This window comes from Streptomyces sp. NPDC046821, assembly GCF_040645335.1.
Classification (GTDB): domain Bacteria; phylum Actinomycetota; class Actinomycetes; order Streptomycetales; family Streptomycetaceae; genus Streptomyces.
The window spans coordinates 65,791-78,744 of record NZ_JBEYYB010000019.1 but is presented as its reverse complement, the minus strand read 5'-3'; the positions used below and the strand labels follow the sequence as shown (position 1 = coordinate 78,744).

Sequence of the window (12,954 nt, the reverse complement as noted above, 5' to 3'; positions counted from 1 at the left end):
GGCCTTCAGGAACTTCAGGAACGAACCGCCAAAGGCGTCAGTAGCGGCGCGTGATCAGCGCCCGCTTCACTTCCTGGATCGCCTTGGTGACCTCGATGCCACGCGGGCACGCGTCCGTGCAGTTGAACGTCGTGCGGCAACGCCACACGCCGTCCTTGTCGTTGAGGATCTCCAGCCGCTGCTCCCCCGCCTCGTCACGCGAGTCGAAGATGAAGCGGTGGGCGTTCACGATCGCGGCCGGACCGAAGTACTGGCCGTCGTTCCAGAACACCGGGCAGGACGACGTGCACGCGGCGCACAGGATGCACTTGGTGGTGTCGTCGAAGCGCTCGCGGTCCTTGGCGGACTGCAGACGCTCGCGCGTCGGCTCGTTCCCCTTGGTGACCAGGAACGGCATGACGTCCCGGTACGCCTGGAAGAACGGCTCCATGTCGACCACGAGGTCCTTGAGGACCGTGAGGCCCTTGATGGCCTCGACCGTGATCGGCTTCTCGGGGTTGACGTCCTTGATCAGCGTCTTGCAGGCGAGCCTGTTCTTGCCGTTGATCCGCATCGCGTCCGAGCCGCAGATGCCGTGCGCGCAGGAGCGACGGAAGGTCAGCGAACCGTCCTGGTCCCACTTGATCTTGTGGAGGGCGTCGAGGACACGCTCCTTGGGATCGATGGCGAGCTGGAAGTCCTCCCAGACCGCGTCCGCGGAGACCTCCGGGTTGAACCGGCGGATCCGGAACGTGACCGTGATGAGGTGCGAGGACGTGGAGTCCTGCTCCAGCGCCGCCAGCTTGTCCATGGTCGGGGTAGACATCAGTACTTACGCTCCATCGGCTGGTAGCGGGTCTGGACGACCGGCTTGTAGTCCAGACGGATGGACTCGGAGCCGTCGTCGCCGACCTCGCGGTACGCCATGGTGTGGCGCATGAAGTTGACGTCGTCGCGGTTCGGGAAGTCCTCGCGGTAGTGACCGCCGCGGGACTCCTTGCGCGCCAGGGCGGAGGTCGCCATGACCTCGGCCAGGTCGAGCAGGTTGCCCAGCTCGATGGCCTCCAGGAGGTCGGTGTTGAACCGCTTGCCCTTGTCCTGGATCGAGACGTTCTTGTACCGCTCGCGCAGCTCGGCGACCTTCTCGACCGCCGTCTTGATCGTCTGCTCGGTGCGGAACACCATCACGTTGGCGTCCATGCACTCCTGCAGCTCGTTGCGCAGGACCGCGACGCGCTCCGTGCCCGTGGAGTTGCGCAGGCGCTCGACGGTCTCCTCGACGAGCGACGCCGGGTTCTCCGGCAGCTCGACGTAGTCGGCCTTGTGGGAGTACTCGGCGGCCGCGATGCCCGCACGACGCCCGAAGACGTTGATGTCGAGCAGCGAGTTGGTGCCGAGGCGGTTGGCGCCGTGCACGGAGACACAGGCGACCTCGCCGGCGGCGTACAGGCCGGGGACGACGGTGGTGTTGTCCGAGAGGACCTCACCTTCGACGTTCGTCGGGATGCCGCCCATGGCGTAGTGCGCGGTCGGCTGGATCGGGATCGGGTCCGTGTAGGGCTCGATGCCGAGGTACGTACGCGCGAACTCCGTGATGTCCGGGAGCTTGGCGTCGAGCTGCTCCGGCGGGAGGTGCGTGAGGTCGAGGTAGACGTGGTCGCCCTCGGGACCGCAGCCGCGGCCCTCACGGATCTCCGTGTAGATGGAGCGGGACACGACGTCACGGGACGCGAGGTCCTTCATGACGGGCGCGTACTTCTCCATGAAGCGCTCGCCGTCCTTGTTACGGAGGATGCCGCCCTCACCGCGGGCGCCCTCCGTGAGAAGGATGCCCATGCGCCAGATGCCGGTCGGGTGGAACTGGAAGAACTCCATGTCCTCCAGCGGCAGACCCCGGCGGTAGCACGCGGCCTGGCCGTCACCGGTCAGGGTGTGCGCGTTCGACGTCACCTTGAAGAACTTGCCGGTGCCGCCGGAGGCGTAGATGACCGACTTCGCCTGGAAGACGTGGATCTCGCCGGTGGCCAGCTCGTAGGCGACCACACCGGCGGACTTCTTGACGCCGTCCTCCTCGACCAGGAGCTGGTCGAGGACGTAGAACTCGTTGAAGAACTCCACGCCCTCCTTCACGCAGTTCTGGTAGAGCGTCTGGAGGATCATGTGGCCGGTGCGGTCGGCCGCGTAGCAGGAGCGGCGCACGGGCGCCTCACCGTGGTTACGCGAGTGACCGCCGAAGCGGCGCTGGTCGATGGTGCCGTCCGGGGTGCGGTTGAACGGCAGGCCCATCTTCTCCAGGTCGAGGACCGAGTCGATGGCCTCCTTCGCGAGGATCTCGGCGGCGTCCTGGTCGACCAGGTAGTCGCCGCCCTTGATCGTGTCGAAGGTGTGCCACTCCCAGTTGTCCTCTTCCACGTTGGCCAGCGCGGCGGCCATGCCGCCCTGCGCGGCGCCCGTGTGGGAGCGGGTGGGGTAGAGCTTCGTCAGCACGGCGGTGCGGCTGCGCTTCGTCGACTCGATGGCCGCGCGCATACCGGCGCCGCCGGCGCCCACGATGACGGTGTCGTACTTGTGGATCTTCATGAGTGGTTACCTCAGCCCCGTGCCTAGCGGATGTTCGGGTCGAAGGTGAAGATCACCAGCGTGCCCAGCAGGATCGTGAACACCGTGGCGGCGTACAGCAGGCCCTTCAGCCACAGGCGTGTGTTCGGGCGCTCGGCGTAGTCGTTGATGACCGTACGCAGGCCGTTCGCGCCGTGCAGCATGGCGAGCCACAGCATCAGGAGGTCCCAGCCCTGCCAGAACGGCGAGGCCCAGCGGCCCGCGACGAACGCGAAGCCGATCTTGCTCACGCCGCCGTCGAGGACGAGCTGGATGAGCAGGTGGCCGAGGACCAGGACGACGAGGACGACGCCGGACAGGCGCATGAACAGCCATGCGGCCATCTCGAAGTTGCCGCGCGTCGAGCGCGGGGTCTTCGAGGTGCGCTTGCGGGGGGCCTCGATGAGGGGCGCCGGGTGGTCGACGTCGTAGAGCGTCACGCCCTCGACGGGGCCGACGCCGGGCGTCTTCGCAGGGGTGGTGTCAGCAGACATGTCTGGCGTCAGCTCCCGAAGAGTGCACGAGCGGCGTGGCCGAGGACGGGGTACAGCGCGCCCACCATCAGGACGACCCAGATGCCGACGACGGACCAGAGCATCTGCTTCTGGTAGCGCGGGCCCTTCGACCAGAAGTCGACGGCGATGACACGCAGGCCGTTGAGCGCGTGGAAGAGGATGGCGGCGACGAGGCCGTACTCAAGGAGCGCGACGATCGGCGTCTTGTAGGTGGAAACGACGTTGTCGTACGACTCGGGGGAGACGCGCACGAGAGCGGTGTCCAGGACGTGTACGAACAGGAAGAAGAAGATGAGGACACCGGTGACTCGATGAGCCACCCACGACCACATGCCTTCCCGGCCGCGGTACAGCGTTCCAGCCGGCACGGAAGAACCCTCCGGGAGCGGGGATTGGGGCCGCGCCGGCTTCTCTGTCGGTCGGGCCCGGCCGGGTACGGTCCACCGGCCGCTCGTCATCGTATCGACGAGTGGGTGGCTCGCTCGCCCGGGGGCCGCCGGTGTGATCAAACAGGCAATCAAACAGCCACGTACGGGCTATCCGGTGAGCTATCCGTGCGCCCGGAATCCAGGGGTTCCTGCGGGTCTGTCGCTTTCTGAGGTCCAGGTCGGGAGCTCAGAGTCTGTACGAGTCGGGCGAGTCGCCCCCGGGCGAGTCGCCGGAGTTCCTCCCAGGACAGGACGCGCTCCTCCTCAGGATCGTTGCCAAGGCGTGACCGGATTCCGGCGAGCAGCTGGTCCAGGGCTTCCTCGGGCCCGTAGCCGTCGAGGCAGATGACGAACGCGTGTCCGAATCGACCCTCGTACGCGGCGTGCGCGGCGCCAAGGGCGGTGTGTGCGACGGAGTACGCGCCGTGCGGCGGCAGCGGGAGCGCCTCGCGGGACAGGGCCTCGTCGAGGTCGGCGGGCAGGAAGTCGTAGATCGCCTCGTCGGCGGCGGCGAGGAGCGAGCCGAGGTCGGGGTAGGGCCGGTGCGCGACCAGGCGGCGGGCCCAGTGGAGTGACCCGCAGCAGGTCAGCAGTGCGATCTCGGCTTTGGCCGCGGGTAGCGTGTTGAACCGCGCGAGGCCGTGCGGGGAGGACTGCACCTGTACGGCGGCAGATCCGGGGAGGCGGGACAGACGATGCGAAGGCAGCGTGCGCTCCTCGGCGAGACGTGGGACGTGACCGGGCTGACACTGGGACGAGATGTGTGACATCCGAGTCACGGGAGAGGTGGTGGGACAGGCGGTACAGGTGTGACGGATGTCCGCCCACGCTAGCGATCAGGATCATTACCTGACTTGCAGATGCACCAAATTCACCCGAACGGGAGAGTTTAGGAGCGTGTGGTGGACGGGAGGTCGGGGCAGCGGACCGTACGGTCGCCTCCCGAGGACGCGGAAAACGAACCCGGGGTTGCTCCCCGGGCAGCTGTCCGAGCTGTGCGAGTAGCGAGCTCGCCGGAAGCCAGAAGCTGTGCGAGTCGCTGAGCTCGCCTCAAGCGGGAAGCCGTGCGAGCCGGAAGGCGGTCACTGATGGAGAAGCGGAGCCGATGGATCCCCGGCGCGGGAGTCGTCACGGCCGGGACGCTCGCACTGGCGGCGGCCCTCGCCGGCTGCGGCGGAAGCGGCGGCAGCCAGCACCCGTCCGACGGGAAGTCCGCCACGTCCCCCGCCGCGCAGCCCTCACCCACGAAGTCGTACGCCCTCTCCAAACCTCCGCAGACCATCCCCTCCGTGCGTGACTTCACCCCGGCGCGCGGCCCCGGATGGAAGCCCTCCGGCGGACGCGTCGTCATCTCGGACGCGAAGCTCGCCGACGACGGCAAGCTCATCGCCGGCGAGCTGAAGCTCGGCTACGGCGGCACCGCCAAGGCCGGCCCCGGCGACGTGGAGCTGGCGCTCGGCGGGAGCGGCGGCCCCGAGTCGTACACGATGACCGTCCAGGGCGGTCAGGTGCGGATCGTCGGGCCGGGGGAGGCGGGCGTCTTCTACGGCACGCGCACCCTCAAGCAGGAGGTGAACGGCGGGGCGACCGCGCCCGAGGGCGTCGTGAAGGACGCGCCCGCGAAGCCGCAGCGCGGATTCATGCTCGACATCGCGCGCAAGAACTACACCGCGGGCTGGATCGAGGACCGGATCCGGGAGATCGGCGACCTCAAGTACAACCAGCTCGGCCTGCACTTCTCCGACGACCAGGCCTTCCGTATCGAGTCCGACTCGCACCCCGAGATCGTCTCGCCCCAGCACCTCACCAAGGCCCAGGTCCGCTCGATCGTCGCGCTCGCCGCCCAGCGGCACATCACCGTGATCCCCGAGATCGACTCGCCCGGACACCTCGGCGCGGTGATCAACGCGCACCCCTCGCTCCAGCTGCGCAACGCGGCCGGCGTCCCGACACGCGGCGCCGTCGACATCTCGAACCCGCAGGCCGCGAAGATCGTCGACGACCTGCTGCGCGAGTACGCCCCGCTCTTCCCCGGCGCCTTCTGGCACCTCGGCGGCGACGAGTACCAGGCCCTGGTCGTGGCGAATCCCGAGGCGTCCTTCCCGCAGCTCGCGGCCGCCGCCCGGCAGAAGTACGGGCCGAACGCGACGGTCCAGGACCTCACGACGGGCTGGCTCAACGACCGCGTCGCCACGATGAAGCCGTACAACCGCTCCCTCAAGGCGTGGAACGACGGGTTCTTCCGGGGCGGGATCGTCCAGGCCGACAAGAGCCTGGAGGTCGCCTACTGGACCGGCAAGGAGATCGGCGCCCGCCCGCCCGTCGAGTACCTGAGCGCCGGCCGCAAGATGACCAACTACAACGACGAGTACCTGTACTACGTCCTCGGCCAGCCCAACAATTTCTTCTACCCGACCGGCCAGCGGATCTACGAGAGCTGGACCCCCCTCGTCGTACGCGGCACGACCCCGGTCCCCGCGCAGTACAACGACCAGATCCTCGGCGGCACGTTCGCGGTCTGGAGCGACTTCCCGAACGCCCAGACGGAGGCCCAGGTCGCCCAGGGCATCTACATGCCGCTCCGGGCGACGGTCCAGAAACTCTGGGACCCGGACAAGCCGCCGCTCACGTGGACCCAGTTCATGGCGCTGGCCAACCGGCTGGGGAACTAGCCGGGCCGCCGGGCGGGAACACTCTGGACAGCGGATCGCGGCGAACCGTATGTTCCGCTGGCCGGACACCGACGCGCTCTGGGGAGACGCGCGCGGCCGGCTCAACCGTGAACCCGTGGGGGGTTGGCCATGTCTGGTACGTCCGCTGTTCCCGCGCCCAGAGGCACTGCTCGGCTGAAGTCGCCGGTGGGCGTCTCGATGGCCGCCTGTGTTCTGCTCGGTGTGGTGATCGCGTCGGATCTGTTCTCGCTGTGGGCCGGGTTCCGGGAGCGGAGTGTCGTCGCCGACCTCATGGGCGGGGTCATGGTGAGTGACGCGGAGGCCGACAGTGCCGACCGCGTATACGCCGAGGCGGCCAGGGTGCAATGGACCGTCCTGCTGGTGACGGCTGTCGTCTTCATCGTCTGGTTCCAGCGGGTGCGCATCAACGCCGAGGTGTTCCGGCCCGACGGGCACACCAAGGTGCGCGCCTGGGCGGTCTGGGGCTGGCTCGTACCCCTCGCGAACGTCTACATTCCGTGGCGTATCGCACGCGACACCTGGGACGCCAGCCTGCGGGAGACCGGCATGATGCGGGAGAAGACGGCGCACGCGGTCATCAACTGCTGGTGGACCCTGTGGCTGGTCGGCAACGTGTTCGACGGGCTGGCGGCCTACAACTACGACAAGGCCGACTCCCTCTCCGCGTACAAGTCGTCCGTGGAGATGAGCATGGTCGCCGACGGTCTCGACATCGCCGCCGCCGTAGCCGCCATCGTCTTCGTCCGCACCCTGACCCGGATGCAGAAGGAGAAGGCCCTGCGCGGCCCCGCGCCCCTCGGTGGCTTGGCGTAATCGGCGGGTTTGTCTTTCGGGTGGCGGAGCCGCGTGCGGGCGTGGTGTATTCGCCGGGGGCGGGGAGGGAACACAGGCATGGGGTACTGGGGCTATTACGTCGTGGGCAGGAGCGGGCGGGAGCTTGTGGAGCTTGACGCGCTGGCCGGGGCGCGGGAAGGGCTCGCGCTGCTGGAGCGGCGGGCCGACGGGTGGCAGGTCTGGGAGTGTCCGGACGGGGGCGGCAGCGGTCGGTACGACATCGGGAGCATGAACAAGCTCGCCGCCGAGACCGGGGCGCCCGCCCTGTTCGGTTACGTCATGGACAGCGACTGCGTCGTCATCGAGGCGGCGGCTCCGCTGAGCGGCGTATGGACCGCGTGTCTCGCGCGGGACGCCATGGCCGGGTACCTCGCCGAGGACGAACTCGCCCTGGACGACTACTTTCTGGAGCCCGCCGACGCGGCGCGGCGCGCGGTCGACTGGGCCGCCGAGTGCGGCCGCACCGTAGCGCCCGGCCCGCTGGCCGCCGTCCTCGCCGAGGACCCCGCCCCCTTTGCCGAACCCCTCTTCTTCCGCTTCCTCGATCTGCTCGGCGTCGCACCGCTGTGACGTTTCTGCGCCCCTGCACGCAGTAGCCCCCAGTAGAGCCGAAATGACCGGGCAGGCAGGAAAGGGTGTACTTCATGAGCCTGGTGGAGCTGATCGCGCAGGCCGACGAACGGGGCCTCGCGGTGACCGGTCTCGCCTGCCTCGACCGCTGCGTGCCGCTGCTCGGAGCCGAGGACGACGACATCCTGCGCCCGCTGTGGGGCAGTCTCAGCGAAGGCGGCCCCGAGTGGGGCGAGTGCCTCGACCGGGCGCGGGCCGCGCTCCCCGCAGGTCCGGGCGACGGCGCCGGTCCGGGTGACGATGCCGACGGCCCGGCCGGGCTCGCCCACCGGATGCTCGCCGCCGCCCCCGGCACCCCGTCGGCGCCCGCGCTGCGCGAATGGGCCGACGCCTGCTCGGTCGGCGCGCTCCGGATCCACCGGATGCTGGACCCGCTGGCGGACGGCGCCGGATCGGTGACGTCGAGGCGCGAAGGCCGTACGGAAGGCATGTCCCCGCTGGTCGCCGCCGAGCTGCGCCGCCAGGTCCAGATCCTCGAACTGCTCGCGACCCACGGTGCCAACGGCCTGCGCCCGGCACTCGACATGACCACCGAAGGCCGGCGCGTCCTGCGGGCCGTCGTGTCCCGGCGCGCGCGGAGCCGCGTCTGATGCACGGGGTCTCCGGGCCTTCCCGACGGGCGCTGCTGCTCCTCGCGCTGCCCGTCACCGCCGTCCTCGTCGCCCTCGCCGCCACGAGCCACGTCCTCGACGATCCGTCAGGCCAGCTCCACGTGACGCCGGGCGCGCTGACGGACGAGGCGCTCGCGGGTGGCGGTACGGCTGTGCTGTCCGGGTGCGGTGCCCTGGATCCCGTGAGGCCCGCGCCCTGGGGCGAGGGCGAGCAGGACAAGGCGCCCGCGCTCGGCATCTCCTCGTACGGGTACTCCAGTTCGGGCCCGCGCTTCGACGGGCCGCCCGCCTTCACGGTCACGGCGATCGTCGACCCGGGCCCCCGGCCGCTGACGCTCCCCGCGCCCGTCGCCGGGAACCGGATAACTATCGACGTGTTCGGGCCGAATGGCGAAGGCCGTATCGCCTCGGCGCGCGGACTCACGGCGAAGGTGATCAAGGGAGTCGAGAAGCCGCGTGAGGTCGAGCCGACGTCGGGCGGCTACCGCTTCACGAAGGCCCGGGACTTGTACCTGGAGATCGACCTGCCCGCACGGGCCGTCTGCCCGGGGCACACGCGGGAGGACATCGGCCGGTGCTCGCCCGCCGACACGAACCAGATCGAGGACTGCCCCGTCGTCACGGTCACGCTGACCGACGAGGCGGTACGGGTGCATCGGGCGTCGGCCGCGGAGTCCGTGAGCGGCCCGAAGCGGTTCAGTGACCGGCTGGTGGCGATCTCGTTCGAACGGGACGCTGCGCAAGCGTGAGCGCCTGATTGCACACGGAACCAGGCCCGGCCGCCCCCTCCTGCGGCCGGGTCCGTTCCCGTTGGAGGTAGTGAGTAACCCATTCGGGTGTAGCGGCGCAAGTGTGGGTGCAAAGCGGACACCCACGATGCGACGCCGTGAGAAGGGTCAGGGAGTGGTGGTCAGGGGGCGAGAGTCGTCCCGACCTCCGCGCCCTTCGGCGTACCGAGCTGCGTAAGCCCCACGTACTTGGACGTCGCCAGGCCGATCCCCGTGCTGTTGCTCGGGACGTACAGCAGCGTGCCGTTGCCCGAGTCCTCGCCCATCGCTCCGATCACCAGGTCCGCGCGGCCGTAGCCGGACAGGTCGGTGAGGGAGACGGCGGAGCCCAGCTTGTCGCCGCTCTCCGAGGCGCCGGGGACACCGGGCTCGTCCTGCGAGACGGCTATCGAACCGGTGCCGGTGAGACCGGCCGACGAGCCCTTGAACAGCAGCGAAGTACCCGCGTCCTTACGGGCGGTGGTACGGGTGATGTCCTCGCCGGGCGCGCCCGCCAGGACGTCCGCGTACCCGTCGGCGTTATAGTCGCCGACCGCGACGGAGGCGCCGAGCGCGTCGCCTGACTCGGCCGCGCCCGGGACGCCGGCGGTGGCCTGGTGGATCGTCTTGGCGCCGGTCGCGGTGAGGCCGCCGGCCGTCGTGGACGTGATCTTCGAGCCGTACACGGCCGTCACCTGACCGCCCGCGTACGCGCCGGACTCGGCGGTGTACGGCTGGCCGATGACGATGTCGTCGACGCCGTCGCCGTTGAGGTCACCGGCGGCGATGGAACGCCCGCCCTTCACGGTCAGCGTGCCCGCCTTGGTGAGACCGTTGCGGCCGCCCTTGAACCAGATCACGCGGCCGACCGACGTCGAGTCGTGGTAGTTGAGCGCGACGTCCGCGTAGCCGTCCTGGTTGAAGTCGCCCGAGGTGGCGGCCTCGTAGGACAGGGCCGCGTCACCGCTCGTGATGTTCGAGCTGCTCTCCCGGTCACCGGAGTAGCGCGCGGTCCAGGTGCCGCCGGTGCCGGTGGAGGCCGCGAAGACGTCGGCCTTGCCGTCGGCGTTGAAGTCGCCGACGGCCACGGCGGAGCCGTACTTGGCGCCGTTCGCGTAGAAGCCCTCGTCGAGGTTCATCTGGTCGCCGGTGTTGAGGGCGGGCCCGTACAGGAGGGTGACCGCGCCACGGTCGGTGTGACCGGAGGTGTCGTTCTCGCCGGGCTGGCCGATCGCGAGGTCCGCGAAACCGTCACCGTTGATGTCGCCCTCGGCGACGGCGGCGCCCCACAGGTCCCCGGGCTCGTTCGCGCCGGGGACGCCGGTGCTGGACTGCGTGAGCGTCTTCTTCGCGGCGTACGCCGGGCCGTTGGTGCCACCCGGTACGACGGTGATCGAACCGCCGGACGACGCCTTGGGCGTACCGGCGACGATGTCGGCGAGGCCGTCACGGGTCGCCGCCGTGGGCGCGGCGGACGAGTAGATGTCCGAGGTGGCGAGCGCGTGCGAGACGCCGGGGGCCGAGGCCAGGGTCCGGATCGTGGCGAGCTTGCCGTACAGGTTGTCGCCGGGGCACAGCGTGGTGCCGGTGTCGCGGTGGCCGAAGACGCGGTCGAGCGTGACCGACTGGCCCAGCGGGATCTTGTTGTCGGAGACGCCCTGGTCGCCGTTGGACGTCAGCGTCACCTTGCTGTTCGCGGTGATGCCGTACTGCCCGAACTTCCATGCGACGACGCGGGCGATCGAGTTGAGCGCGGCCGGCGTCGGCTTCGCCGTCATGAAGTTGCCGATGTACGAGATGCCGACGGTGTCCGTGTTGAAACCGTAGTCGTGGGCGCCGTGCACGGGCAGGTCCATACCGCCGCTACGGCCCTCGAAGATCTGGCCGCACCGGTCGACGAGGAAGTTGTAGCCGATGTCGTACCAGCCCTTGGCCATGTGCCCCTGCTGGACGGTGTGCACGCGCTGCCGCGACTGCGAGCAGGGCACTGCGTTGTCGCTGTCCTCACCGGTGTGGTGGACGACGGCGGCCTTGATCGAGCCGTCGTACTCGGGCGTGCCGTTGTAGTTCGTGTCCGCGCCCCACTCGGCCTGCGTGATGATCGGGGGCTTTACGACGGTGGAGGGGAGGGGGGTGGGGATGGTCTGGGTGGGGTCGGGGGACGGGGTCTCCGACGGGTCGGGCGAGGCGCTTGCCGAGGGGTCGGCGGAGTCGATGGGGCTCGCGGCGGGCGATGCGGACTCGGAGGCGGGGGCGGCCGGTTCGGTGGCCGGAGCGTCAGTGGTGGCCGTCGTGTCCGGCTCCGCCGCCGGCGTGGTCTCGGCGGAGAACGCGGCGGGCTGAGCGGCCCCCGCCCCCTTCGCCACGCCCTTCGCCGCGCCCTTCGCGGGCGGGAGCGTGCCCGGGTCGAGAAGCTTGGCATCCATGCCGGACGGCAGACTGGAGACGCTGCCGTCCTCGGCTATGACGCGCAGCTCGACGGCGTCGGAGTCACCGGTCCACACGGACTCGGTACCGCCGCGCACGCCGCCGCCGGCCTTGGTCTCCTTGCCGTCGGTACCGAGGTTCTCGACGGGCATGGAAAGCCAGTCGGTCCAGGCGCCGCTCCCGACGTTGCGCGCGCGGACCTGGGCGGTGCCGGCGAGCTTGGTGTGCGGGTTCTTCCAGGTGAGGATGACGGCGCTGAAACGGTCGGTCGACTTCTGCGGGACGACCTTGCGGTCGGATCCCTTGGTGGTGAGCCCGAGAGTATGGACGGCGGAGGCCCGCCGAGGCTCATTCTCCGAGCCTGCCCCGTTCCCCGGGTCGGCCATGGCGTACGTGACGACACCGGCCCCACCGAGAACGACGGCCCCCATGGTCACCCAAGCCCTGCGCTTGAGACTCAGCGGCTTGTACGCATGTGAAGTGCGCGCACGCGATTTACGCGGGCTCAAATGCTCCACCCCTTGCAGAAGTTCACAGCCAGGAATTGCTTTCAGCCCGGCCACAAGATTCACACCTGTCACACGGGCAGCTGTTGTACTAAGCGGATGACCATCGGCGAACGTCACTGGTTGTGCGGCCGAGGGGCGTTTGCCGTGTGAGCTATGCCGCCTGGTCGTCCGGGGAGGCCTCGCGGCAGTCTCGGCACTTGCCTGGTTCCGGGGAGCGGAACGGGCGGAAGCACTTGGGGCATTCCTGGAGGCGGTGGGGTTTTGGGCGGGGTGCCGGGGCCTTCGGTACCTGGGGGGATTTCAGGCGGTGGGCCAGCAGGCCCGCCGGGCTGTGCAGGCGGCCCTCCGGGAGCGATGTCGTCAGGGCCTCGGTGATCGTCTCCCGGTTGGCTCCCAATTCCAGCCACACCGACACCGCCGGGGCCAGTGACGCGACCTCCTTCGGCGACAGTTCCAGGCGCCGGTCGTCGTAGGCGATCGAGCGGAGGATCGAGCTGGCCTCCTCGGCGTGTGAGGCCGGGGCGGGTTTCGGTGGCGGCGCCGGCTTTTCCGTAACGGGCGTCGGCGTCGGCGTCGTGACGCCCGGGGCGTCGTACACGTACGTCCTCGTGATCATCCTGCCGTCCGGAGCGCGCTGTACCCGGCGCTCCAGCCAGCCCTCCGCCTCCAGCTCGCGGAGCGCCCTCGCGATCAGGATCTCGCCCTCGTCGAAGTGTGCGCGCAGGCGCTTGACCGTGATCGGAGCGCCGTCCGGCAGCGAGAAGATGTACGCCGCGACACCGACCGTCACCGCCGAACCGCTGCGTTGCAGAAGGCGATTGGCCAGAACCGTGAAGTTCGCCGTATGGCGAACGCGGATGTGGATGACGCCGGAAGAGGGCGCGGCGTTAGGGTTGGCGGTAGCCATGGGGAAGGTCTCTGTCTTCCGCTCGTGGTCAGGCCCTCGTCCGGGATTGCCGTCCC

The 12,954-nt window shown here is 69.6% G+C and carries 12 protein-coding genes; 5 read left to right on the top strand and 7 right to left on the bottom strand.

All coding sequences use genetic code 11. The features are described from left to right. Positions 1-37: 37 nt before the first annotated feature. The 5 genes from ABZ893_RS32260 to ABZ893_RS32240 all read right to left on the bottom strand — a co-directional run bounded on the left by ABZ893_RS32260 (position 38) and on the right by ABZ893_RS32240 (position 4,290). Positions 38-805, bottom strand: coding sequence for a succinate dehydrogenase iron-sulfur subunit (locus ABZ893_RS32260; protein WP_361411139.1), 768 nt, complete (start codon positions 803-805; stop codon positions 38-40). Further along, positions 805-2,559 carry a succinate dehydrogenase flavoprotein subunit gene (gene sdhA, locus ABZ893_RS32255; RefSeq protein WP_361411136.1) on the bottom strand — a complete coding sequence of 585 codons (1,755 nt, stop codon included), beginning with the start codon at positions 2,557-2,559 and terminating at the stop codon, positions 805-807. The genes ABZ893_RS32260 and sdhA overlap by 1 nt, the downstream gene beginning before the upstream one ends. Positions 2,560-2,582: 23 nt before the next feature. Continuing rightward, complete coding sequence (locus tag ABZ893_RS32250) at positions 2,583-3,071, bottom strand: succinate dehydrogenase hydrophobic membrane anchor subunit (RefSeq protein WP_361411133.1); 489 nt, start codon at positions 3,069-3,071, stop codon at positions 2,583-2,585. Between the two features lie 8 nt (positions 3,072-3,079). Continuing rightward, entirely contained in the window at positions 3,080-3,460 is a 381-nt protein-coding gene (gene sdhC, locus ABZ893_RS32245) for a succinate dehydrogenase, cytochrome b556 subunit (protein WP_361411130.1), read from the bottom strand. 149 nt (positions 3,461-3,609) lie between these two features. Then, positions 3,610-4,290 carry a 2-oxo-4-hydroxy-4-carboxy-5-ureidoimidazoline decarboxylase gene (locus ABZ893_RS32240; protein WP_361411127.1) on the bottom strand — a complete coding sequence of 227 codons (681 nt, stop codon included), beginning with the start codon at positions 4,288-4,290 and terminating at the stop codon, positions 3,610-3,612. A gap of 318 nt (positions 4,291-4,608) precedes the next feature. Here ABZ893_RS32240 and ABZ893_RS32235 point away from each other — a divergent pair, with 318 nt between their 5' ends. The 5 genes from ABZ893_RS32235 (at position 4,609) to ABZ893_RS32215 (ending at position 9,037) form a co-directional block, all read left to right on the top strand. Next, the gene (locus ABZ893_RS32235) at positions 4,609-6,192 is read left to right on the top strand and encodes a glycoside hydrolase family 20 protein (RefSeq protein ID WP_361411123.1); all 1,584 of its coding nucleotides are present in this window, start codon (positions 4,609-4,611) and stop codon (positions 6,190-6,192) included. Between the two features lie 129 nt (positions 6,193-6,321). Beyond that, positions 6,322-7,026: a DUF4328 domain-containing protein gene (locus ABZ893_RS32230; RefSeq protein ID WP_361411120.1), complete on the top strand. Its 705-nt coding sequence runs from the start codon at positions 6,322-6,324 to the stop codon at positions 7,024-7,026. A gap of 78 nt (positions 7,027-7,104) precedes the next feature. Further along, on the top strand, positions 7,105-7,617 hold the full coding sequence (locus ABZ893_RS32225) for a hypothetical protein (RefSeq protein ID WP_361411117.1): 513 nt from the start codon (positions 7,105-7,107) through the stop codon (positions 7,615-7,617). A 74-nt stretch (positions 7,618-7,691) separates the two neighbouring features. After that, positions 7,692-8,267 (top strand): hypothetical protein, encoded by a 576-nt coding sequence (locus tag ABZ893_RS32220; RefSeq protein ID WP_361411114.1) that lies wholly within the window; start codon positions 7,692-7,694, stop codon positions 8,265-8,267. Then, a complete protein-coding gene (locus ABZ893_RS32215) occupies positions 8,267-9,037 on the top strand; it encodes a hypothetical protein (RefSeq protein ID WP_361411111.1) in 771 nt (256 codons plus the stop codon). Before ABZ893_RS32220 ends, ABZ893_RS32215 begins: the two co-directional genes overlap by 1 nt. Positions 9,038-9,198: 161 nt before the next feature. Here ABZ893_RS32215 and ABZ893_RS32210 read toward each other — a convergent pair whose 3' ends face one another. Then, complete coding sequence (locus ABZ893_RS32210) at positions 9,199-11,913, bottom strand: FG-GAP-like repeat-containing protein (protein ID WP_361411108.1); 2,715 nt, start codon at positions 11,911-11,913, stop codon at positions 9,199-9,201. 229 nt (positions 11,914-12,142) lie between these two features. Next, positions 12,143-12,898: a hypothetical protein gene (locus ABZ893_RS32205; protein ID WP_361411105.1), complete on the bottom strand. Its 756-nt coding sequence runs from the start codon at positions 12,896-12,898 to the stop codon at positions 12,143-12,145. Positions 12,899-12,954 lie beyond the last annotated feature (56 nt).

Coding starts and splice junctions, on each gene's coding strand:
- ABZ893_RS32260 (WP_361411139.1), bottom strand. CDS start 805: ATGTCTACCCCGACCATGGACAAGCTGGCGGCGCTGGAGCAGGACTCC.
- sdhA (WP_361411136.1), bottom strand. CDS start 2,559: ATGAAGATCCACAAGTACGACACCGTCATCGTGGGCGCCGGCGGCGCC.
- ABZ893_RS32250 (WP_361411133.1), bottom strand. CDS start 3,071: ATGTCTGCTGACACCACCCCTGCGAAGACGCCCGGCGTCGGCCCCGTC.
- ABZ893_RS32240 (WP_361411127.1), bottom strand. CDS start 4,290: ATGTCACACATCTCGTCCCAGTGTCAGCCCGGTCACGTCCCACGTCTC.
- ABZ893_RS32235 (WP_361411123.1), top strand. CDS start 4,609: ATGGAGAAGCGGAGCCGATGGATCCCCGGCGCGGGAGTCGTCACGGCC.
- ABZ893_RS32230 (WP_361411120.1), top strand. CDS start 6,322: ATGTCTGGTACGTCCGCTGTTCCCGCGCCCAGAGGCACTGCTCGGCTG.
- ABZ893_RS32225 (WP_361411117.1), top strand. CDS start 7,105: ATGGGGTACTGGGGCTATTACGTCGTGGGCAGGAGCGGGCGGGAGCTT.
- ABZ893_RS32220 (WP_361411114.1), top strand. CDS start 7,692: ATGAGCCTGGTGGAGCTGATCGCGCAGGCCGACGAACGGGGCCTCGCG.
- ABZ893_RS32215 (WP_361411111.1), top strand. CDS start 8,267: ATGCACGGGGTCTCCGGGCCTTCCCGACGGGCGCTGCTGCTCCTCGCG.
- ABZ893_RS32210 (WP_361411108.1), bottom strand. CDS start 11,913: ATGGGGGCCGTCGTTCTCGGTGGGGCCGGTGTCGTCACGTACGCCATG.
- ABZ893_RS32205 (WP_361411105.1), bottom strand. CDS start 12,898: ATGGCTACCGCCAACCCTAACGCCGCGCCCTCTTCCGGCGTCATCCAC.